The sequence below is a fragment of the Malonomonas rubra DSM 5091 genome (assembly GCF_900142125.1).
In the GTDB taxonomy this organism is placed as follows: domain Bacteria; phylum Desulfobacterota; class Desulfuromonadia; order Desulfuromonadales; family Geopsychrobacteraceae; genus Malonomonas; species Malonomonas rubra.
Genome location: NZ_FQZT01000002.1, coordinates 161673 through 186645, shown reverse-complemented (window position 1 = coordinate 186645; position 24973 = coordinate 161673). Strand labels below are relative to the sequence as shown.

Annotated in this window: 19 protein-coding genes; 13 read left to right on the top strand and 6 right to left on the bottom strand. The window is 53.0% G+C overall.

Annotated elements, in window-relative coordinates; genetic code table 11:
- Nucleotides 1-12: 12 nt before the first annotated feature.
- From BUB13_RS03725 to typA, 4 genes are all read left to right on the top strand, one after another.
- The gene (locus tag BUB13_RS03725; protein WP_072905727.1) at nt 13-390 is read left to right on the top strand and encodes a RidA family protein; all 378 of its coding nucleotides are present in this window, start codon (nt 13-15) and stop codon (nt 388-390) included.
- A 245-nt stretch (nt 391-635) separates the two neighbouring features.
- Nucleotides 636-2312, top strand: a complete 1677-nt coding sequence (locus tag BUB13_RS03720) for a Na/Pi cotransporter family protein (RefSeq protein WP_072905725.1) — start codon at nt 636-638, stop codon at nt 2310-2312.
- 281 nt (nt 2313-2593) lie between these two features.
- On the top strand, nt 2594-4852 hold the full coding sequence (locus BUB13_RS03715; protein ID WP_072905723.1) for an inorganic phosphate transporter: 2259 nt from the start codon (nt 2594-2596) through the stop codon (nt 4850-4852).
- 170 nt (nt 4853-5022) lie between these two features.
- On the top strand, nt 5023-6834 hold the full coding sequence (gene typA / locus BUB13_RS03710; RefSeq protein ID WP_072905721.1) for a translational GTPase TypA: 1812 nt from the start codon (nt 5023-5025) through the stop codon (nt 6832-6834).
- Between the two features lie 92 nt (nt 6835-6926).
- Here typA and BUB13_RS03705 read toward each other — a convergent pair whose 3' ends face one another.
- Nucleotides 6927-8150: an FprA family A-type flavoprotein gene (locus BUB13_RS03705; protein ID WP_072905719.1), complete on the bottom strand. Its 1224-nt coding sequence runs from the start codon at nt 8148-8150 to the stop codon at nt 6927-6929.
- A 28-nt stretch (nt 8151-8178) separates the two neighbouring features.
- Nucleotides 8179-9558: a sigma-54-dependent transcriptional regulator gene (locus tag BUB13_RS03700; protein WP_072905717.1), complete on the bottom strand. Its 1380-nt coding sequence runs from the start codon at nt 9556-9558 to the stop codon at nt 8179-8181.
- A 169-nt stretch (nt 9559-9727) separates the two neighbouring features.
- Between BUB13_RS03700 and BUB13_RS03695 the strand changes: the two genes are divergently transcribed.
- The 4 genes from BUB13_RS03695 to BUB13_RS03680 all read left to right on the top strand — a co-directional run bounded on the left by BUB13_RS03695 (nt 9728) and on the right by BUB13_RS03680 (nt 16455).
- Nucleotides 9728-10423 carry a putative metalloprotease CJM1_0395 family protein gene (locus BUB13_RS03695; protein WP_072905714.1) on the top strand — a complete coding sequence of 232 codons (696 nt, stop codon included), beginning with the start codon at nt 9728-9730 and terminating at the stop codon, nt 10421-10423.
- Nucleotides 10424-10741: 318 nt separating this feature from the next.
- Nucleotides 10742-14194, top strand: a complete 3453-nt coding sequence (locus BUB13_RS03690; protein WP_072905713.1) for a pyruvate carboxylase — start codon at nt 10742-10744, stop codon at nt 14192-14194.
- A gap of 156 nt (nt 14195-14350) precedes the next feature.
- Nucleotides 14351-14575, top strand: coding sequence for a TGS domain-containing protein (locus tag BUB13_RS03685; RefSeq protein WP_072905711.1), 225 nt, complete (start codon nt 14351-14353; stop codon nt 14573-14575).
- 41 nt (nt 14576-14616) lie between these two features.
- Nucleotides 14617-16455: an aldehyde ferredoxin oxidoreductase C-terminal domain-containing protein gene (locus tag BUB13_RS03680; protein WP_072905709.1), complete on the top strand. Its 1839-nt coding sequence runs from the start codon at nt 14617-14619 to the stop codon at nt 16453-16455.
- Nucleotides 16456-16539: 84 nt separating this feature from the next.
- Here the strand turns inward: BUB13_RS03680 and rpmB are convergent, their stop codons facing one another.
- The 4 genes from rpmB to purM form a co-directional block, all read right to left on the bottom strand.
- On the bottom strand, nt 16540-16731 hold the full coding sequence (gene rpmB, locus BUB13_RS03675) for a 50S ribosomal protein L28 (RefSeq protein WP_072905707.1): 192 nt from the start codon (nt 16729-16731) through the stop codon (nt 16540-16542).
- Nucleotides 16732-16806: 75 nt separating this feature from the next.
- Complete coding sequence (locus BUB13_RS03670) at nt 16807-17265, bottom strand: 2-thiouracil desulfurase family protein (protein ID WP_161947618.1); 459 nt, start codon at nt 17263-17265, stop codon at nt 16807-16809.
- A 9-nt stretch (nt 17266-17274) separates the two neighbouring features.
- Complete coding sequence (gene purN, locus BUB13_RS03665; protein ID WP_072905703.1) at nt 17275-17934, bottom strand: phosphoribosylglycinamide formyltransferase; 660 nt, start codon at nt 17932-17934, stop codon at nt 17275-17277.
- A 13-nt stretch (nt 17935-17947) separates the two neighbouring features.
- Nucleotides 17948-18991: a phosphoribosylformylglycinamidine cyclo-ligase gene (gene purM, locus BUB13_RS03660; protein ID WP_072905701.1), complete on the bottom strand. Its 1044-nt coding sequence runs from the start codon at nt 18989-18991 to the stop codon at nt 17948-17950.
- A 235-nt stretch (nt 18992-19226) separates the two neighbouring features.
- Between purM and rimI the strand changes: the two genes are divergently transcribed.
- The 5 genes from rimI (at nt 19227) to BUB13_RS03635 (ending at nt 24973) form a co-directional block, all read left to right on the top strand.
- Nucleotides 19227-19694 (top strand): ribosomal protein S18-alanine N-acetyltransferase, encoded by a 468-nt coding sequence (gene rimI, locus BUB13_RS03655; RefSeq protein ID WP_072905699.1) that lies wholly within the window; start codon nt 19227-19229, stop codon nt 19692-19694.
- Nucleotides 19695-19718: 24 nt separating this feature from the next.
- Nucleotides 19719-20576: a dihydroorotate dehydrogenase electron transfer subunit gene (locus tag BUB13_RS03650; RefSeq protein WP_072905697.1), complete on the top strand. Its 858-nt coding sequence runs from the start codon at nt 19719-19721 to the stop codon at nt 20574-20576.
- Between the two features lie 26 nt (nt 20577-20602).
- The gene (locus tag BUB13_RS03645) at nt 20603-21520 is read left to right on the top strand and encodes a dihydroorotate dehydrogenase (protein ID WP_072906209.1); all 918 of its coding nucleotides are present in this window, start codon (nt 20603-20605) and stop codon (nt 21518-21520) included.
- Between the two features lie 22 nt (nt 21521-21542).
- The gene (locus tag BUB13_RS03640) at nt 21543-24191 is read left to right on the top strand and encodes a CBS domain-containing protein (protein WP_072905695.1); all 2649 of its coding nucleotides are present in this window, start codon (nt 21543-21545) and stop codon (nt 24189-24191) included.
- A gap of 95 nt (nt 24192-24286) precedes the next feature.
- Nucleotides 24287-24973: a site-2 protease family protein gene (locus BUB13_RS03635; protein WP_072905693.1), complete on the top strand. Its 687-nt coding sequence runs from the start codon at nt 24287-24289 to the stop codon at nt 24971-24973.

The window sequence follows — 24973 nt, the reverse complement described above, 5'->3', positions numbered from 1 at the left end:
CGGAGATTGGAAATGGAAAGAATCGAAACAACAAAAGCTCCTGCGGCGATCGGCCCCTATTCACAGGCTGTGCGCGCCGGCGATTACCTGTTCTGCTCCGGACAGATTCCTCTGCTTCCAGACAGCGGTGAAATGGTTGCAGGTGGCATTTCTGAACAGACCCGCCAGGTCATGGATAACTTGGGCGAAGTGCTTGCTGCGGCTGGTGCCGATTTCAGTAAAGTTGTAAAGACCACCATTTACCTGTCTGATCTGAACGATTTTGCTGTCGTCAATGATATTTATGCTGAGTATTTCGTTAGCATCGCACCGGCACGAGCGACTGTTCAGGTGGCGGCGTTGCCGAAGGGGGCGTTAGTTGAAATCGACGCGGTGGCTTTTTGCGGCTGATTAAAATGACGAAAATATCTTGTACGTAGAGCAATCTTTTGCTAACACAGCGCTAACAATCTGTTTACAATGTTAGCGCAGCTCGGGGCGATCAGCAAAGATTCCCTCGTATGCTGTTTCTAAAGTATTGAAAGCCGGACAGACTGTTAAGTTTGTCCGGCTTTTTCTCTTTGTAGATAGCTTTCTAGTCTTTATAAAATAAAAGATGCTAGATCGATATTTGTAAGTAATTCAAGGGGTTTGAAATGATTGAGCCGTTCAAGATGGGCTATACCGCGGTTGGTGGCCTTGGCATTTTTATCCTCGGAATGAAATATCTTTCCGACAGTTTGCAGATGTTGTCGGGAGGGATGATCCGTAAAGCAATATCTTCGGTGACCACGAACCGTTTTCTGGCAGTTTTTGTCGGTTTGTTTGTTACCACCTTCGTGCAGTCATCATCGATTACAACGGTTATGGTCGTCGGTCTTACCAACGCCGGGCTGATGGAGTTGACGCAGGCGATCGGAGTTATTCTCGGTGCCAATATCGGGACCACCATCACGGGATGGATTCTGGCGGTCAAGGTTGGTAAGTACGGATTATTACTGATAGCGCTCGGGATATTCCCGATGCTGTTTTCAAAAAATGATCGTATCTCCGCGAGCACAAAAGTTATCGTTGCCTTGGGTATGATTTTCTTTGGCCTGGAGATCATGAGCGGAGCCTTCAAACCACTGAGAAGTGATGAAGGCTTTATGAACCTGATGCTGGCCCTTGATGCGAAAACCTTACTGAGTATTCTTGGATGCGTTGCGATCGGTTGTTTGATGACCATGATCATTCAGAGCAGTTCGGCGATGCTCGGTATCACGATTGCCCTGGCAACGACGGGTGCGATTCCGCTTTACACAGCAATTGCCCTGGTGATGGGGGAGAATATCGGCACCACCATCACAGCCCAGTTTGCAGCTATCGGTGGCACTATTTCTGCGCGGCGTGCTGCTGTGGCGCACAGTATTTTCAATGTGCTTGGTGTTTTGATTATCATTTCGATATTCTCTTTCTACGTGACGATGATCGAGACGTTCGTTCCCGGTGCTTCCGGGTTTGTCGATGCTGAGGGGAATCGCCCTTATATTGCCGCTCATATCGCCATGGCGCACACCTTTTTCAATGTCACCGCGACTCTTGTGATGTTGCCGTTTCTGAATCATCTGGCGCGCTTGGTGGTGCGTCTCTTGCCTGACCGAAAAGAAGCAACCAAGGAGGGGCTCAAATACATCGGCGCCCCTGGTACTATTCCGGTCGCGATGGGGATTCCGATGGTCTATGAAGAGTTGAAGCGGATGCAGGGGCGGGTGCATAAGGCGCTTAAACACTCGGGCAGTTTTCTCCAGCCCGGGATGAAAAAACGCAACAAGTTCAAGCGCAAAGTGGCGGCGCTCGAGGAAGAAACCGATATCATGCAACATGAGATCACCAGTTTTGTCGTCACCCTTATGCAGGCTGGTAATGCCAGTAAAAGCCAGTCGGACAGGGCTTACAGTTATGTAAGGGCAGCTGACGAGCTTGAATCAATCGCTGATTATGCCGACTCTCTCTGTGGCTACATGCTCCGGTTGGAAAAACATGAAGCTGGTTTCAGTGATGATGCCTGGGCGGCGATCCATGGCTATCAGCGCGAAGTCTTTGGTTTCTTCAGCCTGGTATGTAAGGCGTTTCAAAATCAGGACGCGACCACGACAGAGCAGATTTATGATGAGGCCAGCCGACTCAATGATCTGGCTGACGAAATTCGCAAGGCCCATTTGAAACGGATGAAAGATGGCTCCTGCGGGGCATTGTCCGCTTTGACCTTCAGCGATATGGCGGTTGCGCTGCGGCGGATCAAGAACCATACTGTCAACCTTCACGAGGCTGTTTTCGACGAGGCCTCCTGATTGTTTAGTAAAATTTTTGCTCACCCTGATCGCAGGACGTTGAGGAATATTATCTTTAGGTTAGACTAAAAGCAGGATTTTTAATTTTACGCTAACACTATCCTAACATTTCACTCGTAATGTTAGCAGCCGATAAGAGCTTGTGTGTTGGTTAATGGAGCCTGCAAAGAATGCTTTTTCGGATTCACTTTTGAGCCGGACAGACTTTTGCGTCTGTCCGGCTTTTTGCGGGTAAAAAGTGCTCGAACCCGTTTCAGCCTTGTGAAGGATTGTAAAAATCTATGAGTACAGAAATTTTCCTTGTTGCCGTCTGTATCCTCGCTGTGATTGCGTTGATGGACATTATCGTTGGGGTCAGTAATGATGCGGTCAACTTCCTCAATTCATCCATCGGTTCGCGGGTAGCATCGCGGGCAACTATTATGGCGATTGCCAGTCTGGGGATTCTGGCCGGCGTGACTTTCTCCAGCGGGATGATGGAGGTTGCGAGGAAGGGAATCTTCCATCCACAGTTTTTCACCATGCCGGAAATGCTGACAATTTTTCTGGCTGTCATGATCGCGGATATTATTCTTCTCGATTTGTTCAACACCTACGGCCTGCCGACATCGACGACTGTCTCGATTGTTTTTGAACTGCTTGGTGCTGCGGTCGCTGTTTCTGTGCTCAAGATCGTGCAGGCAGGTGACGGTCTGGCAACAATCGTTAGCTACATAAACACCGCCAAGGCGATTACCATTATCATGGGGATATTGCTCTCGGTTGCGATCTCTTTTGTCTGTGGAGCGGTGGTTCAATTTCTTACCCGCCTGCTTTTTACCTTCGATTATCAACAGCGGATCAATCGCTACGGTTCGCTCTGGGGCGGCATGGCCCTGTCAATGATCACTTACTTCATTCTGGTCAAGGGGGCCAAGGGCGCTTCCTTTATGAGCAAGCAGGATGTGGCCTGGATAAAGACCAACTGGTTTTTGATCCTGGTGGTGATCTTTGTCATTTCAGCGATCATCCTGCAGATCATGCAGATGATGAAGTTTAATATTCTGAAGCCGATCGTCTTGATTGGGACCTTTGCGTTGGCCATGGCTTTTGCTGCCAACGACCTGGTCAACTTTATCGGTGTGCCGCTGGCAGGTTTCCATTCGTACACCGCCGCGATGGCCTCGGGTGATCCTCTTAATGCCACCATGGGGATGCTGAGCCAGAAAGTTCAATCGGAGACCCTGATTCTGCTTGGGGCCGGAGCCTTGATGGTGGTCACACTGCTGCTGTCGAAAAAGGCGCGTTCGGTGACCGAAACGTCACTGCAGCTCAGCCAGCAGGATGAGGGTAACGAGCGCTTTGAGTCGACGACTCTCTCTCGGGCAATCGTACGGTTGGTGCTGCACATTTTCGATACTGTCCGTGCGGTTGTCCCCAGTGGCGTGCGGAGCTGGGTCAACAACCGGCTCGATCCTCAGAACGCCCCGGTGGTTGAGGTTGCGGGTGGGCGGCCATCCTTCGATCTGCTGCGTGCTTCAGTCAATCTGATGGTCGCCAGCGGCGTGGTTTCCTATGCGACCTCCAACAAGTTGCCTCTTTCCACCACCTACGTAACTTTCATGGTCGCCATGGGCAGTTCTTTTGCCGATCGGGCCTGGGGGCGTGAAAGCGCTGTCTACCGTGTGACCGGGGTGTTGACCGTTGTTGGTGGCTGGTTCATGACAGCAGTTATCGCCTTCACCTCAGCAGCGATCTTTGCCACGATTATTTTCTACCTGCAGGCCGTTGGCGTTCTGCTGTTGATTGTGTTTGCTGCGGCGCTGATCTGGAACGCCCATCGCAAGCACAAAGTCATGGCGGCTGACGCCGAGAAAGAGGAGATTTTCAACCTCAAGTCGATTGAAGATCCGTACAGCAGTGTCGAGACGACTTTTGAACACATGAGTTTCATGCTCAAAGAGATCCGCGAATCGCTCGATACCGTTTTGGGAGCGTTGTTTATTCAGAACTTTGATCGTATCGGTGGTGAGCGTCGCAAGATTAGCAAGATGCAACAGTGGACGAACATCATCAGCGCCAACGTTTTCAAATCGATGCGTCTGCTCGACCAAAAAGACCTGGCAGTTTCAAATATGTACCCGCAGACGATCCGCCGACTGCAGAAGCTTTCCGATGGGTATCGTGATATCGTTCTGCGTGCTTATACCCATGTCGGCAACCATCATGAAGGACTGTTGCCGGTGCAGGTGGAAGAACTCGAGCGAATCCGTAAAGCGCAGAGCGAAATTCTGCTGGCGGTCGAAGATACATTCACCAACCGGAAAACGGCTGAACTAGATCAGTTGGTTGAAAAAAACCGTCAACTGATCGCTTTGGCGGATGAGTTGAACGACAGCCAGGTCGTGCGGATCAAGGACAATTCTTCGAAGACCCGCTTGAGTATCCTTTATTATGGAATCATCGGTAACGCCAAGATGCTGTCGAAGCAGAGCATCGAACTGCTGGAAATTTTTGAGCAGTCGTTTGGCGGTGTTGAACGAAGAAAAGAGAGACGATAATCGTCAGTTTGAGGAGATAAAAGCTCCCTCACCTTATCCGGGTGGGGGAGCTTTTTTTTTGTATCTGGTAAAAAAGATAAGCGTAGCTAGGTATTTACTTGGCACAACAACACCTTTCTGGCATAATCGCGCGGTTTTGCAAAAATAACGATTTATAAAGGGTTTAACTGATGTCGGAAAAGATTCGCAATATAGCTATCATCGCCCACGTCGACCACGGCAAGACCACGCTGGTTGACGCCATGCTGATTCAGTCCGGGGTGTTTCGTGAGAATCAGGAGATCACCGAACGGGTGATGGACAGCAACGACCTGGAAAAAGAACGCGGAATCACGATCCTCTCCAAAAATCTCTCGGTGCAGCACGGCGACCTGAAGATCAACATCGTCGACACCCCGGGCCACGCCGATTTCGGTGGTGAGGTCGAGCGGATTTTGAAGATGGTTGATTCGGTCCTGCTGCTTGTCGATGCTTTCGACGGGCCGATGCCGCAGACCCGCTTTGTGCTCAAGAAGTCTCTCGATCTGGGGCTGAAACCGATTGTCGTCATCAATAAGATCGACCGCCCCGGCTCACGCCCGGAAGAGGTGGTCGACATGGTTTTCGACCTGTTCTGTGAACTCAATGCCAACGAAGAGCAGCTCGACTTCCCGATCGTCTATGCTAGTGCCAAAAATGGCTATGCCATGCACGAGCTTGAGGACGGATCGGATAACCTCGAGCCGCTGTTCCAGATGATTCGCGAGAAGGTTGATCCGCCGCAGGTCGATGTTGAGGCGCCGTTTCAATTGCTGGTCACGAATATCGCCTACAACAAGTTCATCGGCCGTATCGCTACCGGTAAGATCTTCAACGGCAAGGTCAAGTCGGGTGAGACCGTGGCCTGGATCAATAAAGATGGCGAAATCAAAAATGGCCGCATCACCAAGCTGCTCGGTTATCAGGGATTGCAGCAGGTTGAAATTGTCGAGGCATTCGCTGGCGATATCGTCACCATTGCCGGTTTTGAAGAACTGGGAATCGGTGAGACCCTGGCTTCTGCAGAAACTCCTGTGGCGCTGCCTTACGTTGCTATCGATGAGCCGACCTTGTCGATGAACTTCATGGTCAGCAACTCGCCTTTTGCCGGTCGTGAAGGCAAGTACGTCACATCGCGTAATATCCGTGACCGGTTGATGAAGGAGCTGCGCACCAACGTTTCCCTGCGCGTTGAAGATACAGACAACACAGATACTTTCAAAGTCTCTGGCCGTGGTGAGTTGCACCTGTCGATCCTGATCGAGAATATGCGTCGCGAAGGTTTCGAGATGTCGGTTTCAAAACCGGAAGTTATCTTCCGCGAAATTGATGGCGAAACCTGTGAGCCGATGGAGTACCTGACCATTGATGTGCCTGAGGAATACCAGGGCACGGTGATCGAGCGGCTTGGTACCCGTAAGGCGGAGATGGTGTCGATGACGCCGATGGAAGGGACCAACCGGATCGAGTTTATCATTCCGGCCCGTGGCCTGATCGGTTTCCGTACCGAGTTCATGACCGAAACTCGCGGCACCGGGGTAATGAATCACACCTTCCACGAGTATGCACCCTACAAGGGGCCGATCGCTGGACGCAAGAACGGTGTACTGATCTCCATCGATCCGGGCGAGTCGATCGCTTACTCGTTGTTCAGCCTGCAGGATCGGGGCATCCTGTTTATCGGGCCGGGCGTCGAAGTCTACGAGGGAATGATCATCGGCCAGCACGCCAAGGAGAACGATCTGGTGGTCAACTGCTGCAAGGGCAAGAAGCTGACCAACGTGCGCGCTTCCGGTAGCGATGACGCTATGCGCCTGACACCGCCGACTGTTCTGTCTTTGGAGCAGGCGCTGGAATACATCGATAATGATGAGCTGGTCGAGGTGACGCCGAAATCGATCCGATTGCGCAAGCGTTATCTTGATGCCAACGAGCGTAAGAAGATGGAGAAACAGAAGAAGTAGCTGTCATTTCAGATATGTAAAAGGCCACCCTTTGCGGGGTGGCCTTTTTCGTTTGGAGCGGCGATTTCCATCCTGGAATAGCTTTTGGTCGGTTATGCCTGGCAGAAAGCTTTGACATTTTTGGCCAGTAACTGAGCCTGTTTGACCGCCACATCAAATTCGCCCTGGGTCGGTGCACCTTTCCATTCAATCGGCTCGATAAAGTCCCACTTGAGACCTTCTGTCAACTTGGTAAACTCCCGTTGTGCGCCGCCAACCCAACCCGCAGAGCCGAACCGTAATACTTTTTTGTTCCAGATTTTTTTCCGCCGGAACATGTCGAGCACCCAGGCCATCGGCGGAAACATTTCGTACTCGTAGGTCGGCATGCCGAGAATCAGGCCGGCCGATTTCCAGGCCGAAGCGAGGATCGCGCCGACATGCTCATCCGGGACCTGGTAAACATGAACCGGCAAGCCTTCCATCCGTACCCCCTGAACGATATGTTTGACCAGCCTCTCGGTGTTTCCGTACATGCTTGACCAGATCACCGTTACCTCAGGCTCCGCGGGGCCTTTCAGGTAGGAGGCAAAACGTGCGTACGATTCGATAATCGCCTGGGGATTTTCCCGCCAGATGATTCCGTGCGATGGGGCGATGGTTTGGATGTCCAATCCTTCCAGCCGGTCGATCCCCTTGAGTACGAAGGTCGAAAAACTGGAAACGATATTGGCGTAATAGCGCAATGCCTCGTTGAGAAAGAAATCATGCTGCCGGGTCGAGAGCTGATCGTCGAAGTAGACATCATCCAGTGTGCCGTACGAGCCGAAAGCATCGCAGGAGAAGAGGGTTTTGCTGCTCTGCTCGTAGGTCATCATGGTTTCAGGCCAGTGGATATTGGGCGTTTCAAAAAAAGTCAAAACTTTGCCTGCGCCCAGTTCGAGGGATTCGCCATCCTCAACGATGTGGATGTTTTCGCTGACCCCATAGAAGGATTTCAGCAAATCGGCCGCTTTGGTCGTAACGTAAAAGGTCAGGTCTGGGTTTTTCTGCAGCAGGGTCGGAAGCCAACTTGTATGATCCGGCTCCATGTGATTGATAACCAGGTAGTCGATTTCATCGAAGGTTACAGGAATCGACGCCAGTTCCGCTTCGAAGTCGGCCGGTTTGTTGTTCACATCCTCAACTAGGTCGATGAGCGCGGTTTTCTCGCCACGGACGATATAGGAGTTGATGGAGATGCCGTTCGGCATCGGCCACATGCCCTCAAAAAGCTGGTAGCTTTCCAGGTTGACTGGCAGACAGTAGATTCCTTCGGTCAGTTGGACAGCGTTCATTGTTTTCCTCGTTGATTCTATAGAAGAGTTACAACTCAATTCCCAGTCGTTTGATCTTTTCCACCAGGGTGGTGCGGTTGATACCGAGCAGGTTGGCCGCCCTGGCTTTGACACCGTTGCCAATTCCCATCGCCTGGAGGATCATTTCTCTTTCCATTTCGGCAATGATCTTTGGCATGTTCAAGCCGTTTGCGGGAACCTGTGGCGTCATGCTGGTTTGAGCAACCTTGGCATTGCCGATGTCGGCTGGCAGGTCGTTACAACCGATCGTTTCGCCGTCGGTCAAAGCGACAGTACGTTCGATGACGTTTTCCATTTCTCGCACGTTGCCGGGCCAGTTGTACGCTTCGATCGCTTGCAGCGCCTGTGGATCGAGCATCATCTGGGGACGTTTCATCTCTTTGCAGATTTTGGTCAGGAAGTGTTTTGCCAGCAGGCTGATGTCGCCGCGACGGTCTTTGAGCGCCGGCAGTACGATCGGGATGACATTCAGTCGATAGTAGAGGTCTTCACGGAAATTTCCTTTTTTGACCTGATCGACGAGATTGGCGTTGGTTGCAGAAATCAGGCGCACATCGAGGCGGATTTTTTTGCTTGAGCCGACCCTTTCGAATTCGTGCTCCTGCAGAACGCGCAGTAACTTCATTTGCAGCTGCAGTGGCATGTTGCCAATTTCATCAAGAAAAATTGTCCCACCGTTGGCGACTTCGAATTTTCCCGGTTTATCGGAAACTGCGCTGGTAAATGCTCCTTTGACGTGACCGAAAAGTTCCGATTCGAGCAGGTCGGCAGGGATGGCCCCACAATTTATAGCGATAAATGGTTTGTCTTTTCTCGCGCCGTTGAAATGGATTGCCTTGGCGACAAGCTCCTTGCCGGTTCCGGACGCTCCCAGAATCAGCACCGTGGAGTCAGTATTAACGATTTTTTCCATGCGGGTGAAAACCTGCTGCATCGCCTGACTGGTGCCGATAATGTTGTCAAACTTATATTTTCGCTGCAGTTGTTGGCGCAGATACAGGTTTTCGGTCACCAGTTGATTCTTCTCCAGCGCCTTGGCAACCTGCAGCTTCAAGCGTTCGAAATTGAACGGTTTGGAGATGTAGTCAAAAGCACCTTCCTTCATCGCTTCGACAGCCGTTTCGGCAGAAGCATTGCCGGTAATCAGGATGACGCAGGTTTGTGGGGAATCTTCTTTGACTTGTTTGAGAATGTCCATGCCGCTGACGCCAGGAAGAAAAAGATCACTGATGATCAGTTCGTAGGTATGTTTTTTCAGCAGAGAAAGAGCTTTCTCCCCGGAATGGCAACTCTGAACACTGTAACCTGCGCGGCCCAGTAAGAGGGAGAGCGCCTGGCAACTTTCTTTTTCGTCATCAATCAGTAGTATCTGTGTTTTTTCTGGCACGGCTGAACCCCTCTTGGATTAGAGCGTCATTTCATTGACGAATCCTATCATGCCGCTGACAAGAGCGACAAGTATTAATAGGTTATTATTGTTGTATTAGATTGGTTGAGCTTAATGCAGCTTTTGTGCAATACTTGAAAAGCAGAAGTTTGCACAAGGAAAGAGAATTATGCTCGACGGTATTAATCCACAAGCTATTGCGTATCCTGCGCAGCAGTCTCAGAACCAGGCGGAGCAGTCCGAAACTGTTACGCCTAATAGCGAGCATGAAGAGAAGGTCACTGAAGTTCAGCAAGTGCGGACTATGCCAGGCCAGGAAGAGGTCGGTTCTGACGGGCGCAAAAAGGATTCTTTTGAATTGAGCCGCGAAGCGCAGGAAATCCGCGATCTACAAAGACGTGATGCGGAAGTTCGCGCACATGAAGCTGCCCATGTTGCCGCCGGTGGTGCCTATGCCGGCGCTGCGAACTTCAGTTATGAGCGTGGACCCGATGGACAAACATACGCTGTTGGTGGCGAGGTGAGCATTGATATGTCTGCGATTCCTGGGGATCCCGAAGCGACCTTACAAAAAGCGCAGCAAGTCCGGGCTGCAGCATTGGCGCCCGCGGAACCCTCGTCCCAGGATATGAAAGTTGCCCAGCGAGCCCAGGCTATGGCGGCGGAAGCGCGCATCGAAATTGCCAACCAAAGGTCGGAAGATCTCTCATCTGTCGCTGAAGGAATGGAAAAAAACTCTTCCTCGGATGATGCTTCGGGTCCAGAAGAGACTGTTTCCGACCGCAGTGAAAATTCGCAACAGGCTCCAAGTCCTTCGCAGAACAATATTACTTCCGGTTTTACCCGGCTGACGACCTACGTCTAAGACATTAGCCTCTTTTTATCATTTTTTTTCTCATCTTAAAAACATATCTGATAATTATTCATTTCTCTGTAATTCCCTGAATTCACACAAGTTACTGGTCAGACCACTTTTAGACGCCCATTTTTCCAACCAAATCTGTAAGAAATAGAACACTATTCTAGCTTGACAGTTGTCGCTTCTTTCTGCTTCTATGGCACAGCTTAAGATTTCTAACCGGTCGATATTACAGATAAAATTTAGCAATAGTGAATTTTTTTAGCGATCTCAAAAAATCACAAATTTGGAAATCATGCTTTATTTGTTGGAGAGGATAGAACAATGGGTGTAAAGAAATTCAAAAAGATAATGGCAGCAAATCGTGGTGAAATTGCGATCCGGATTTTCCGCGCCTGTACTGAATTGGGCATCTCTACCGTAGCGATCTATTCGGAGGAAGATCGTCTTTCCCTGCATCGCTATAAAGCGGACGAGGCTTATCAGATTGGCAAAGGCAAAGGCCCGATCGATGCGTACCTGTCAATTGATGAAATTATTGATCTGGCGCGTAAGAAGGATGTCGATGCCATACATCCAGGTTACGGTTTTTTGTCGGAGAACGCTGAGTTTGCCGAGGCCTGTGAGCGTGCAGGTATCAGTTTCATCGGTCCCACTCCGGAAATTCAGCGTCAGCTGGGGGATAAGATTTCTGGACGGCAGGTTGCTATCGAGGCGGGTGTACCGATCGTACCCGGTACCGAGAACCCGGTCCAGACTGAAGAGGAAGCACTGATCTTTGCCAAAGACTGCGGCTATCCGATTATCGTTAAAGCCAGCTCTGGTGGTGGCGGTCGCGGTATGCGCGTTGTTAATAACAAGAAAGAGCTTCTTGAAGGGATTCGCAGCGCGGCATCGGAAGCGCAGGCTGCTTTCGGGGATTCGACCGTGTTCCTTGAGAAATACATCGAAAATCCGAAACATGTTGAGGTTCAGATTCTTGGGGATGCTCACGGCAATCTGGTCCATTTCTATGAACGAGACTGCTCGATCCAGCGCCGTCACCAGAAGGTGATCGAGATTGCTCCTTCGCTTTATTTGACCAAAAAGAAGCGTGAAGAGCTCTGCGGTTATGCGCTGAAGTTGGCTAGCGCGGTTAACTATCGCAATGCCGGCACTGTCGAGTTCCTGATGGACAAAGATCAGAATTTTTACTTTATCGAGGTTAACCCGCGGATTCAGGTTGAACACACCGTTACCGAGCTGGTTACCATGCGCAATCTGGTTCAGGCTCAGATCCTTATCGCCGAAGGGCATAAGTTGTCTGATCCCTGCATCGGGATCAAATCGCAGAAGGATATCGAGCTGCGTGGCTATGCGATTCAGTCGCGGATTACCACCGAGGATCCGGCTAATAATTTTTCGCCTGATTTCGGCACCATCAAGGCGTACCGAACAGCAGCTGGTTTCGGTGTGCGTCTCGACGCTGCGGCAGGTTATGCTGGCGCCCTGATTACACCGCACTACGATTCTTTGCTGGTCAAGGTGTCGACTTGGGGCCTGAGCTTCGAGTGTGCTGCGCGGACCATGCACAGAGCCCTGCAGGAGTTTCGGATTCGTGGTGTGAAGACGAATATCGGTTTCCTGGAAAAGGTGATTACTCACCCGACTTTCCTCGAAGGCAAGTGTGATACGTCCTTCCTTGACAAACATCCGGAAGTTTTTGATCTGAAGATCAAGAAAGACCGGGCCAACAAGATTCTTAACTACATCGGTTACACCACGGTCAACGGTTATCCCGGTATCGCCCCAGAGAAGGCGCTGCGCTTTAAAAATCTGCGCGAAGCCGAAGTACCGGAGATCCCCTATGGTCAGCCGCACCCGCGCGGTACCCGCGACATTCTGCGTGAGAAGGGCCCGAAAGGCCTGGCTGAGTGGACGCGCAAGAACAAGCAACTGCTGCTGACTGACACCACCATGCGTGACGCTCACCAGTCGCTGATGGCGACGCGCTTCCGCACTTACGATCTCGATCGCATCGCCGAGGCGACCGCTCATTTGGGTGGCGGGCTCTGGTCTCTCGAAATGTGGGGTGGTGCGACTTACGATGTCTCGATGCGCTTCCTGCGTGAAGATCCCTGGGACCGTTTGGAGCGCCTGCGGGAGAAAATCCCGAACATTCTTTTCCAGATGTTGCTGCGTGGCTCCAACGCTGTTGGTTACACCAACTATCCGGATAACGTGGTGCAGGACTTTGTCGCCAAGGCGGCCGAGAAAGGCATTGATGTCTTCCGTGTGTTTGACTCGCTGAACTGGACCACCGGCATGAAGGTGGCGATGGAGGCGGTACAGAAGAGTGGTGCTATCTGCGAAGCAGCGATCTGCTACACCGGCGATATCCTCGACCCGAAGCGGGACAAATATCCGCTTGAGTACTACGTCAATATGGCGAAGGAACTTGAAACCATGGGCGCCGACGTGCTGGCGATCAAGGACATGGCTGGTCTGCTCAAGCCGTTCGCGGCCGAGAAGCTGGTCAAGGCACTGAAAAACGAGACCGGTCTGCCGATCCATCTGCACACTCACGACACCTCCAGCAACGGCGTCGCCATGCTGATGATGGCAGCTCAGGCTGGTTGCGACGTGGTCGATGCAGCGCTCTCCTCGGTTTCGGGCCTGACCGCTCAGCCGAACATGAACGCGTTGCTGGCGGCCCTGGAAGGCACCATCTGGGATCCGAAGGTCGACATGCAGGGCCTGCAGAAACTGGCCAACTACTGGGAAACCTGCCGGACCTACTACGCACCCTTCGAGTCGGAACTGCGCAGCGGCACCGCGCAAGTTTACGAGCACGAAATTCCGGGTGGTCAGTACTCCAACTACAAGCCGCAGGTTGAGGGCCTCGGTCTCGGTCATCGCTGGGAAGAGTGCAAAGAGATGTACCGCAAGGTCAACGATATGTTTGGCGACCTGGTCAAGGTGACCCCGTCCTCGAAAATCGTCGGCGACATGGCGATGTTCATGATTCAGAACAACCTGGAGCCGGAGGATGTCTACGAGCGCGGTCACGACCTGGCGTTCCCACAGGGTGTTGTCGACTTCTTCAAAGGGATGATCGGCCAGCCTTACGGCGGCTTCCCGGAGAAACTGCAGAAGATCATCCTGAAAGGCGAGCAGCCGCTTACCTGTCGTCCGGGTGAACTGCTCGAGCCGGTTGATTTTGTCCTGAAAAAAGATGAGCTGGAGAAAAAGCTGGGCCACAAAGTGCGCGATGAGGATGTCCTCTCGGCCGTTCTTTATCCCGGTGTTTACGAAGAATACGATCGCTTCCGCCAGGAGCACAGCGATACCTCGGTTCTGCCGACTCCGGTTTTCTTCTACGGGCTGGATATTGGTGACGAAGTGACCATCGATATTGAGGCAGGCAAGACCCTGATCGTCAAGCTGAACGCTGTTGGTCGGGTGCGTGAAGATGGTACTCGCAACATCTATTTCGAATTGAACGGCGAGCCGCGCACCGTTGTCGTCAAAGACGAGTCGGTCGAGAGTGACGAGAGTTCTCACGTTAAGGCCGATCCGGATAATGGTCACGAAATTGGTGCGCCGATGCCGGGCAAGATCTTTAAGATGAACGTCAACATTGGTGACGAGGTCAAGGAAGGTGACGTCATGCTGGTGACCGAGGCGATGAAGATGGAAACCAACGTCAAGGCGAAGAAAGATGGCGTCATTAAAGAAATCGTTTTTGGTGAAGGCGACCAGGTAGATCAGGGCGATCTGCTGCTGGTTTTTGAGTAAATAGAACTCCTCAGTGTAATAACTCGCCGGGCCCAAAGGGTCCGGCGTGTCTGGCCGATATCACCTCGGTTTAAGAACGGGCAGTTAGGATTTTCCTACTGCCCTTTTTTTTGTTATGCTTTTTGCGTTTTGTATGCAGTCGCCAGGGGGATTTAAATGCAGGTGAGGGTCAAACTGGTTGGCGTTTTCAAGATCGATCGTTTTCGTCAGGAGATGTGCGATTATCCGGAAGGGATAACGGTAATGGAAGTCGCTCGTCAGCTGGGTCTTTCGGAAAAGATTCTGGGCATTGCGCTGATAAATGGAGTTCACTCCGGGTTTGATAGCATTTTGCAGGATGGCGACGATTTAACCTTGATGCCGATCCTCGAGGGCGGCTGAGTTACTGATATCTGGAAAATGAAATTCACGGGGAGAGAACGATGAAGATTAACACGACAACACCGGCGACCAATCCCGAGTCTATTTACTACCAGCGTTGCACCGTCAATCTTTCGACTGGAAAAATGGAGTTTGCCGAAGTTCCTTGCCGCAACCTGGAAGATGTTCTCGGCGGTTTTGGCCGTTCTTTTCAGGACCTGGCGCGGCGCAAAATCGAAAATGCCTATTGCGACGAAAATCCACTGATCGTCAATACCGGCTTGCTGACCGGATCGACTGCCATGACAGGTCTGCGTACCTACTTCTCCGGCTACAGCCCGATCAAAGGCTCGAAGAAGGGGCTGCCCGCCGCTATGTGGTCCACCGGCAGTGGAAAGTTCGGCGCCAAATTCAAGTGGACCGGGCTTGATGAACTGATCTTCGAGAATCGTTCCGATAAGCCGGTCTATGCTGTCATCAAGGAAACGGAAAGCGGTCCGGTGGTTGAACTGAAACCTGCCGACCGCTTGGTTGGTCTCGGTACACATGACAAAATTATGGAATTGCAGAAGGAGTACCCTGACGCACACTTTGCCGCGATAGGGCAGGCCGGGGAAAACTGGCAGAACAACTACATGGGCGCTGTTGCCCTGTCGACTGAGAATCAGTTGAAATCAAAAGAAGACAAGTGCCGTTTCGCCGGGCGTGGCGGCATGGGTAGTTTGATGGGCTACAAGAACCTGCTTGCCCTGGTTGCTCAAAGTACAGACAAGATGGCCAAGCCGAGCGAACTGGTCAAGGCTGCGAACCTCAACGTTATCAAAGGGGGCGGTTCCGCCCGCATCCAGCCGATCAGTCGTGGTGGTGGCGGCGGAACCTGGGCTGCGTACGACGTTCTGCAGGAATTCCATGCCGTACCTGTCAATAACTTCCGCCCGCAAGGCAACGCTATCCCGGAAAAACTGTTCCGTGAAAATGTCGAGAAAACCCACGATGTCAAGATCGAGGCCTGCTATCGTTGCGGCATCACCTGTCACAATAATATCTACGAGCGCGAAGCTGACGGCAGTCGCGGCGAATTTCTGGCCAAGTTCGATTACGAACCACTCAACCTGCTCGGTACCAACATCGGTATCCACGAAGCAGGACAGGCCGCCCGCTTGATCCAGCTTGGCGACAACTATGGCATGGACGCCATCTCCCTCGGCGTCACCATCTCCTATGCCATGGCCTACAACGAGCGCCATCCAGAAGCACCAATCCTGAACGGTGTGAATTTCGGTGATTACGAGAAGGCCCGTGAACTGATCATTGCCGCCGGTGAGGGGCGTTGTCCGGAAATCGGCAAAGGCTCCATGCGCCTGTCGGAAGAGACAGGCGAAACCGACTACGCCTATCACGTCAAAGGACTTGAGATTGCTGCTTACCAGCCCGAGAGTAACCCCGGTTACGCCTGGGCTATCGCTGGTGGCCACATGTCGATGGGCACCTACGGCTTACTGACCCGCGAAGGCAAATCGGATATCGATTCTTGGGTCCAGGGGATCACCGAAGACAAGCTGCACATCGTCGGCTTCGATATGATCGGCCTGTGCAAATTCTTTGATATCGCCAAAGGGATCGGCACGCAGATGGTGGTCGATTGTCTGAAGAGCGAGTTCGATTTCGAGATTACCGCTGAAGAGATTCGGGCCGCCGTGCGCAGAGCGTTCCTGCGCGGAATGGCTCTTGAGTTTCGGCAGGGCTACAGCAAGGATGAGTTCCGTATTCCGGCCGAGGTTTATAAGAATCCGAACCCGAACGTTAAACTGCCGAACATTACCAGCCCTGAGTTTCTGACAAAACTGGAAGAGCGGGTGTGGGAAATTTTTGAACCGGAACTGGAAGGTTTGCTGGATTGATAGAAGTGGAACCGAGATAGAACGACAAAAAGGGATGACCAATAAGGCCATCCCTTTTTTATCAAGCTGGTTATCGCAAAAAGCTTAAACGGCTTTTTGGATCTTACCGGAGCGGATGCAGCGGGTGCAAACTTTAATGGTTTTTACCGAACCGTTCTGAATCGCCCGGACCTTTTGCAGGTTCGGCTTCCAGACAGTGCGGGTTTTGTTGTGCGCGTGGCTGACATTATTTCCGGTAACGGGCTTCTTCCCGCAGACTTCACATTCTCTGGCCATTGTTCCTATCCTCCTGAAAGTTTCGAACGCGCATTGATAACACGTTTTTTTTTCCGATGCAATTGTTTTTCAGCACTATTTTGCCGCGAAATCCTCTTCGCTCAGGACTTCGATTCCAGCAGCTACAAGCTTTGCCGCTGTGACTCCCATGCCTGTAACCAGTTGTCCGTTCTGATGCACCCTGGCGCTCCCGCAGGATGGACTGCGTTGTTTCAGAATAGCTTTTTTGCAGCCGGTCAGCTCGGCAATCTTGAGTGAGTCTTCTGCGGCTGCGGCAAAGGCGCCAGTGACATCCTTTGCTTCCTCGTCACAGATGATACCGCAACCATCCAGCACATCTTTCCCGGTCCCTTGTCTGAACCAACACTTCAGGCGCGGTGTTGGCAGACCGGCAAGCTGCTCAGGGCAGACCGGAATCGGAATCAGATTGTTTTGCTGGAGATAGGCGATGACCTCCGGGCAGATGTTATCGGTTCCGTCGTAGCGGGTCGGCAGGCCGAGCAGACAGCTGCTGACAAATATCGTCTCTGCCATCATTAAACCTTAAAGGGGCGGGTTGATCAGAGCAGCTTCGGCATCAACAGAATCATCGATACGTACGCGACGACCATCTATTTTGATGCGATCTTCCGCAATCAACTGGATTGCCCTGGGGTAGATTTTGTGCTCCTGCTGTAAAATACGGGCGGCAAGGCTGTCTTCGGTATCCTCATCCAAGATCGGTACCACGGCCTGCATAATGATCGGGCCGGTATCGACACCGGTATCAACGAAGTGGACCGTACAGCCAGAGAAACGGGCGCCGTACTCGATCGCTTTTTTCTGCACATGCAATCCGGGGAAAGAGGGCAGCAGTGCCGGGTGAATGTTGATGATCCGGTTCGGGAAGGCAGCGACAAAGACTTCGGAGATGATGCGCATGAAACCGGCCAGGACCACCAGTTCAACACCTGCTTCTTGCAATGCAGCAACAACGGCCTCGTCGAAAGCCTCACGGGCTTCGAAGTCGCGGTGGTTGATGCAAGTATTCGGCAACCCGGCTTTCTCCGCCCGATCCAGCGCGCCTGCGCCGGGGTTGTTGCAGAGTACCAGGACAATTTCAGCATCGATCTGCTGCTGCTGACATTGATCGATAATCGATTGCAGGTTGGTGCCGCCGCCTGACGCGAGTACGCCAAGTTTCAGTTTTTTGCTTGCCGACATGGCTTTACCTTTATCAGGAGAGTTCGACGGAAGGTTCTTTCGCCTGCTTGATTTCTCCGATGAGATAGGCCTTTTCGCCAAGACCGCTCAGGCGACCCATAACGTCTTCAACTTCGTTTTCAGGGACGACGATTGTCATGCCGATGCCGTAGTTGAAGGTGCGGTACATCTCTTCTTCCGGAATGTTTCCGCCTTCACGCAGCATCTCGAAAATCGCCGGTTTCTCCCAGCTGTTACGGTCGATGACAGCCTTGCATTTCTGCGGCAGAACGCGCGGCAGGTTTTCCAGTAAGCCGCCACCGGTGATGTGGGCGATCCCTTTGACGGTGAAGTCGCGCATCAGGTTGAGGATGCTCTTGACGTAAATCCGGGTCGGGGTGAGCAGCTCTTCGCCGAGCGGCTTGTCCAGCTCTTTCGGTGTATCGTTCAGGTCGAGATTCAGCTCATCGAGGAAAATCTTGCGTGCCAGCGAGTAGCCGTTGGAGTGCAGACCGGTCGAACCGATGCCGATGATCTTGTCACCTTTGGTGATCGAAGAACCGTCGATAATCTTATCGTTGTCGACCACGCCGACACTGAAGCCTGCCAGGTCGTACTCACCGCCGCCGTACATGCCCGGCATCTCGGCAGTCTCCCCACCGAGCAAGGCGCAGCCGGCCTGCTTGCAGCCTTCGGCGATCCCTTTGACGATCTCGACGGAAGCCTCCGGCGCCAGCTTGCCGGTTGCCAGGTAGTCGAGGAAGAAGAGCGGTTCGGCACCCTGGACGATGATGTCATTGACGCACATGGCGACCAGATCGATGCCGACGGTGTCATGCTTGTCCATCATGAAGGCCAGCTTCAACTTGGTGCCGACGCCGTCAGTCGCGGCAACCAGGGTGGGGCGCTGGTACTTGCTGCTGTTGAGAGAAAACAGGCCGCCGAAGCCGCCGATATCGGCCAGCACTTCCGGGCGGTTGGTTTCTTTGACCAGAGGCTTGATCAGATCGACAAAACGGTTACCGGCGTCGATATCGACCCCGGCATCTTTATAGGTGATCGGTTTTTTAGTACTCAATTTTACGGCTCCTTGGTGTCCCAAAATGGCCGCACATTAAAGCACCCGCGGCACGCTTTGTCAATCGCCCAACCAGCTGTTTACGATAAAGAAAATTTCTATTCTCTGTATCAAGACCGGAAATTATGCTAGAACTCCGGAAATTGTCGATTCCGTTCCCTTTCGAGGACACCGTAGCGGCCGCGAAAACGCAAATTTTAGCACGGAATGGTTTCGACTTCAGCAGCAGAAAAGCATGTCGAACGATTATTTTCACATCAAGCCCTTAGAGGAAAAAGATCTGCCTGCTGTGCTGCAGGTGGAGCAGCAAAGCTATCCGCATCCCTGGTCTTCAGGGCAGTTTCGCCAGGAACTGAACAACGCGGTTTCCAGCGTCGAGCTGCTCTGGCATGACGAGCAGTTGGCCGGGTATATCTGCTACTGGCTGATTGCTGGAGAGATGCAGATCCTCAACGTAGCAACGGCACCGGAGTTCCGCCGACAGGGGGTCGGCAGTCGTTTGCTGCAGCATGCTTTTGATCGTTGTGCCTCAAGGGGGCTGGAGCGGGCCTGGCTGGAGGTGCGCACTGGCAACGCTGCAGCCATTGCTCTTTATCGAAAGCATGGCTTTGTTGCCGATGTGGTGCGCAGCGGCTATTATCGTGATGGCGAAGACGCCTTACTGATGGTGAAAGATTTTCCTCCGGCGGGTCAGTCGGAATAGTACAGATATAAGGAGTTGAGCTGGATGAAGAACCACAAAACGATCATCCTTTCCAACCAGGAAATTTCGCCCGGTTATTACCGCATGCGGATTCTGGCGCCGGAGTATAACAAGCTGGCCCAGCCGGGGCAGTTTGTCATGTTCCGCGTACAGCGGTCGCTGCCGCCATTGCTACGGCGACCATTCGGCATCTTCCGCGTCGGCTACGCTGCCCCCGATTGCGATGGCATGCCACAGAAAGAGTTCGTTGAGCTGATTTATAAAGTGGTCGGTAGCGGCACCGAAATTATGCAGGATCTGCATCAGGGCGACCGCGTCGAACTGCTTGGTCCCCTCGGACGTGGGTTCGATCTGGGTGATCCGGATGAAGAGAAGATTCTCGTCGGCGGTGGCATCGGATTGGTTCCACTCTACATGCTGGCAGAGAAACTGGTGGCCAACTCCAATGTTCGTCTGTTGATGGGCGGTCGCACCCGCGACGATATCATCACCGTGACCGAGTTCGAACGTCTCGGTGTCGGGACCTATGTGTCCACGGAAGACGGCAGCCTCGGCGAAGAGGGGCTTGTCACCCAGGTGTTGGAGCGCAAACTGAAAAAATATCCCAACGCGCAGGTGTACGCCTGTGGCCCGATGCCGATGATCGACGCGGTGCAGAAAATCTGTGCCGCGCACAGCACGCCGCTGCAGGTGTCACTGGAGGCGCTGATGGCCTGCGGTGTCGGTGCCTGCCTCGGTTGCGTGGTCAAAGGGGCCGGGCACAGCGAAGAGAACCCGCAGTACCTGTGTACCTGCAAGCAGGGGCCGGTTTTCCAGGCGGAACAGCTCGACTGGAACCGATTGGAAAATCAAAGCGGTGATTGCGGAGGTTGCGGGGTATGAGTGAGTTGAACGGACAGAGTGTAAAGTTGACCCGCCCGAAACTGGCCGTCGAGATCGCCGGCCTGAAACTGAAAAACCCGGTGATGCCTGCTTCAGGAACTTTTGGCTACGGCGAAGAATATGCTCCCTACCTCGACCTGAATCAGCTTGGTGCTATCGTCACCAAGGGGCTGTCGCTCAACCCCAAGGCAGGCAACCCGACGCCACGCATCTGCGAGACGGTCAGCGGCATGCTCAACGCTATCGGCCTGCAGAATGTCGGCATCGAAGATTTCATCAAGCACAAGATGCCATTTCTCGACCAGTACAATTCGCCGGTCATCGTCAACTTTTTCGGCAACACGCTGGAGGAGTACGTCGAGGTCGCCGCCCGACTGGAGGACGTCCCCGGAGTTGCCGGTCTGGAGATGAACATTTCCTGTCCGAACGTCAAGCAGGGCGGGATCGTGTTCGGCACCGAGGCGAGTGCTGCATCCGCAGTGGTATCTCAGGTGAGGAAGAAAACCAGCAAGCCGCTGATCGTTAAGCTGACACCTAATGTCACCGATATTCGTGTCACCGCGAAAGCGGTGGAGGACGCCGGGGCCGACGCCATCAGCCTGATCAACACCCTGACCGGCATGGCAGTTGATGTCAAAACCCGCAAGCCGCGCCTGGCCAACACCATCGGCGGTCTTTCCGGACCGGCGATCAGGCCGATTGCGGTGCGACTTGTGCACCAGGTAGTACAGGCGGTCGATGTTCCGGTGATTGGAATTGGCGGCATATCGCGTGCTATCGATGCCCTTGAATTCCTCATCGTCGGCGCTAAAGCGGTGCAGGTTGGGACTGCCAATTTCGTCGATCCGAACGCGATGGCGACGATTATCGACGACTTGGAAGAATTCTGTCAAAATGAAGGGATCGACGATATCAACGACCTGATCGGAACCCTAGACGCTTGATCAACTGAATAACGGGACATCAATGGATGTAATCGCCACCCATGTGAATGCCGATTTTGACTGCCTCGGGTCGATGATCGCTGCCAAGCGGCTCTACCCGGACGCGGTGCTGGTGTTCCCGGGTGGGCAGGAACGCGGACTGCGCGATTTTCTGCTGCAGAGCACGCTCTACGCGTACGGTGTCAAAGGGGTTCGGGATATTGATCTGCAGCAGATCAGTCGTTTGATTCTGGTTGATGTGCGCAGCTCGGCACGCATCGGTCGCCTGGCCGAAATCGTCGATAAACCGGGCCTTGAAATTCACATCTACGATCATCATCCCGCCGATGAAAAAACCATCACCGGTCAGTTTGAATTGATCGAAGAGGTCGGTGCCACCACGACCATTCTCGCCCACCAATTCATGCAGCGTGGTATCGCACCGACGGCCGACGAAGCGACCATGATGATGCTCGGCCTCTATGAAGATACCGGGCATCTGCTTTTCGCCAGTACCACCCCTCGCGATTACCAGGCAGCGGCTTTTCTGCTGGAAAATGGTGCTAACCTCAACACTGTGGCCGATTTCCTTGTCCGCGAGATGTCGCCTGAACAGATCGATCTGCTTAACGAGTTGCTGAAATCATGCAAGCGTAAACTGATCAACGGCGTGGAGGTAGCGATCGCCTACGCCTCTATCGACTATTATGTCGGTGATATCTCCTCTCTTGTTCACAAGCTCAAAGATATCGAAAATCTCAACGTGCTGATTGTTGCCGTACGCATGGAGGATCGAGTGTTTCTGGTCGGTCGCTCGCAGATCCCGGAAGTTCATGTCGGTGAACTGTTTCAGCGTTTCGGCGGTGGCGGGCATGCTTACGCGTCGTCCGCAACGGTGAAAGATATTCCCCTGGTGCAGTTGCTCGATCTGCTGGAAGAGGAGCTGCAGAAGACGGTTCAGTCCGGATATGAAGCACGCCAATTGATGTCGGCACCGGTGAAGACCTTACCGATTTCGGCGACTATCGAAGATGCACGCGAGTTGATGACTCGTTTTAACTTCAACGCCATCCCTGTGCTCAATGCTCAGCACCTGGTCGGCATTATCACCCGCCAGGTGGTGGAAAAAGCAGCTCACCACAAACTGCAGAAGATGCCGGTGACCGAGGTGATGACCACCGATTTCGATACGGCCGATCCGCAGACTCAGCTCGCAGAACTGCAGCGTGGAATCATTGACCATAATCAGCGTTGTATCCCAGTGGTTGAGCATGGTGAGCTGGTCGGCATCGTTACCCGCACCGATCTGCTGCGTCATCTGCTCGGCGATCGACAGAAACTGGCGGAGCGTTTGCCGGTCGAATCGGGGCGGGGCGGGGCGCGGTTAAAACGAAAAAACCTGGCCCGTTTGATCGATGCGCAATTGCCGAAGTTTATCCGTGCGCTGTTGCGGCAGCTGGGCGAGGTCGCAGATACCCTCGACATGAAGATTTATCTGGTCGGCGGTTTTGTCCGCGATCTGCTGCTGCGCCAGGAAAACCTCGACATCGATGTTGTGGTCGAGGGGGATGGGATTGCCTTTGCCGAAGCATTTGCGAAAACGGCCGAGTGCCGTATCCGTTCGCACCAGAAGTTCGGTACGGCAGTGATCGTGTTGCCGGACGGCTTCAAGATCGATGTTGCCTCGGCGCGGATCGAATATTACGAAAGCCCGGCAGCGTTGCCACAGGTGGAACACTCATCAATTCGCCACGATCTCTACCGCCGCGATTTTACCATTAACACCCTGACGATTTCTCTTAACGAAGAGAGCTACGGACAACTGCTCGATTTTTTCGGCGGACAGCGCGACCTAAAAGAAAAACAGATTCGCGTGCTGCACAATCTCAGCCTGATCGAGGATCCGACCCGGCTGTTCCGCGCCGTACGTTTCGAGCAGCGGCTCGGTTTCCGTATCGGTCGACAGACCGAGCGGTTGATGCGCGGCGCGGTGCGGATGAAGCTGGTGAAAAAGGTCGGCGGTGCCCGCATCCGAAACGAGCTGCGACAGATTCTCGATGAGCCGCAGGTGATTTCAGCGTTGCGACGTCTGGAGCAGTTCGATCTGCTCAAGTTTATCGACCCACATCTGCATTTCGATCGCACGACTGCCCAGATGATCGTTTCGGCGGAAAAGACCAGCAGCTGGTTTGATCTGCTTTATACCGGCGAGAAGTACCACCGCTGGCTGCTTTACCTGTTCTGCCTACTGAATTTTTTGTCGGATAAAGGTTTGCAACGGGTTTCTGCGTGGCTTGACCTGGCGCCGAAATATCGTGATCTACTGCTGCAATTGCCGCCGGCGCGAAAAGCGTTGAAGAGGGCATATTACCGCGCTGGCTCCGGGAATGCGCCGAAGAATAGTGACATCTATCACTGGTTTAATGGATTATCGCTTGAGATCGTTCTTTTCGTGATGGCGGGCAGCGATAACGAACAGGTGCGCAAATGGGTTTCCCAGTACGTGACCGATTTCCGTAAAGTAAAAGTGCTGCTTGACGGCAACGGCCTGATAGAGCTCGGGCTGAAACCGGGGCCCCATTTTCACCAGGTTTTTCTCACTCTGCTCAATGCTCGCCTGAATGGAGAAATTCGTACATTGGAAGATGAAAGACAGCTGGTTCGGGAAAAATTTGTTGCTGTGAAAAAATAACCTTTTTAGCCGGCGGCATGTTCTCTTCTGCTGGACCCGCCTCTCTTTATCGTCTATAACAGAGCGAAAATATAACCGCAAACGTTTGAGATTAAATGGAAACTATTATTTCGAAAATATCGATCATGCTGGTGCCGGCGCTGCTGGCGATCACCATGCATGAAGTTGCCCACGGCTACGCGGCCGAACGTTTCGGTGACCCGACTGCGCGGTTGCTGGGGAGGCTGAATTTAAACCCGATGCGGCACCTCGATCCGATCGGCACTGTGGCGATCTTTATTTTCGGGTTCGGCTGGGCGCGGCCAGTGCCGGTCAATGCCGGAAACCTGCGGCATCCGAAACGGGACATGATCTGGGTGGCGTTCTCTGGGCCGGTCGCAAACCTGTTGCTGGCGGTTGCCTCGGCGCTGCTCTTGCGTGGTATCGGCCTGCTGGAGGCGACATCGATCGGTGATTCACAAACCTTCGCTCAGGTCGCCAACCCGGTGCGGATGATGCTCGGCTTCAGCCTTTACATCAACGTATTGCTCGGTATCTTCAACCTGGTTCCACTGCCGCCGCTTGATGGTGGTCGTATCCTGGTCGGGGTGTTGCCGGAAAAGCAGGCGATGATGGTTAATCGGTTGGAGCCCTTTGGCTTTATCCTGATCCTCTTCCTGGTCTTTTTCACCGATGTCTGGTCACTGGTACTGGCCCCCTTGATTGGCAGCCTGGTGAAACTGATGGCCGGCCCCGAATTCGGTGTGGTGCAGCACGCGATGAGCTTCCTGTTCGGGAACTGA

Coding starts and splice junctions, on each gene's coding strand:
- BUB13_RS03690 (WP_072905713.1), top strand. CDS start 10,742: ATGGGTGTAAAGAAATTCAAAAAGATAATGGCAGCAAATCGTGGTGAA.
- BUB13_RS03640 (WP_072905695.1), top strand. CDS start 21,543: ATGGATGTAATCGCCACCCATGTGAATGCCGATTTTGACTGCCTCGGG.
- purN (WP_072905703.1), bottom strand. CDS start 17,934: ATGTCGGCAAGCAAAAAACTGAAACTTGGCGTACTCGCGTCAGGCGGC.
- BUB13_RS03670 (WP_161947618.1), bottom strand. CDS start 17,265: ATGGCAGAGACGATATTTGTCAGCAGCTGTCTGCTCGGCCTGCCGACC.
- BUB13_RS03715 (WP_072905723.1), top strand. CDS start 2,594: ATGAGTACAGAAATTTTCCTTGTTGCCGTCTGTATCCTCGCTGTGATT.
- BUB13_RS03695 (WP_072905714.1), top strand. CDS start 9,728: ATGCTCGACGGTATTAATCCACAAGCTATTGCGTATCCTGCGCAGCAG.
- BUB13_RS03685 (WP_072905711.1), top strand. CDS start 14,351: ATGCAGGTGAGGGTCAAACTGGTTGGCGTTTTCAAGATCGATCGTTTT.
- BUB13_RS03725 (WP_072905727.1), top strand. CDS start 13: ATGGAAAGAATCGAAACAACAAAAGCTCCTGCGGCGATCGGCCCCTAT.
- BUB13_RS03635 (WP_072905693.1), top strand. CDS start 24,287: ATGGAAACTATTATTTCGAAAATATCGATCATGCTGGTGCCGGCGCTG.
- BUB13_RS03680 (WP_072905709.1), top strand. CDS start 14,617: ATGAAGATTAACACGACAACACCGGCGACCAATCCCGAGTCTATTTAC.
- BUB13_RS03650 (WP_072905697.1), top strand. CDS start 19,719: ATGAAGAACCACAAAACGATCATCCTTTCCAACCAGGAAATTTCGCCC.
- BUB13_RS03705 (WP_072905719.1), bottom strand. CDS start 8,150: ATGAACGCTGTCCAACTGACCGAAGGAATCTACTGTCTGCCAGTCAAC.
- typA (WP_072905721.1), top strand. CDS start 5,023: ATGTCGGAAAAGATTCGCAATATAGCTATCATCGCCCACGTCGACCAC.
- rpmB (WP_072905707.1), bottom strand. CDS start 16,731: ATGGCCAGAGAATGTGAAGTCTGCGGGAAGAAGCCCGTTACCGGAAAT.
- rimI (WP_072905699.1), top strand. CDS start 19,227: ATGTCGAACGATTATTTTCACATCAAGCCCTTAGAGGAAAAAGATCTG.
- BUB13_RS03720 (WP_072905725.1), top strand. CDS start 636: ATGATTGAGCCGTTCAAGATGGGCTATACCGCGGTTGGTGGCCTTGGC.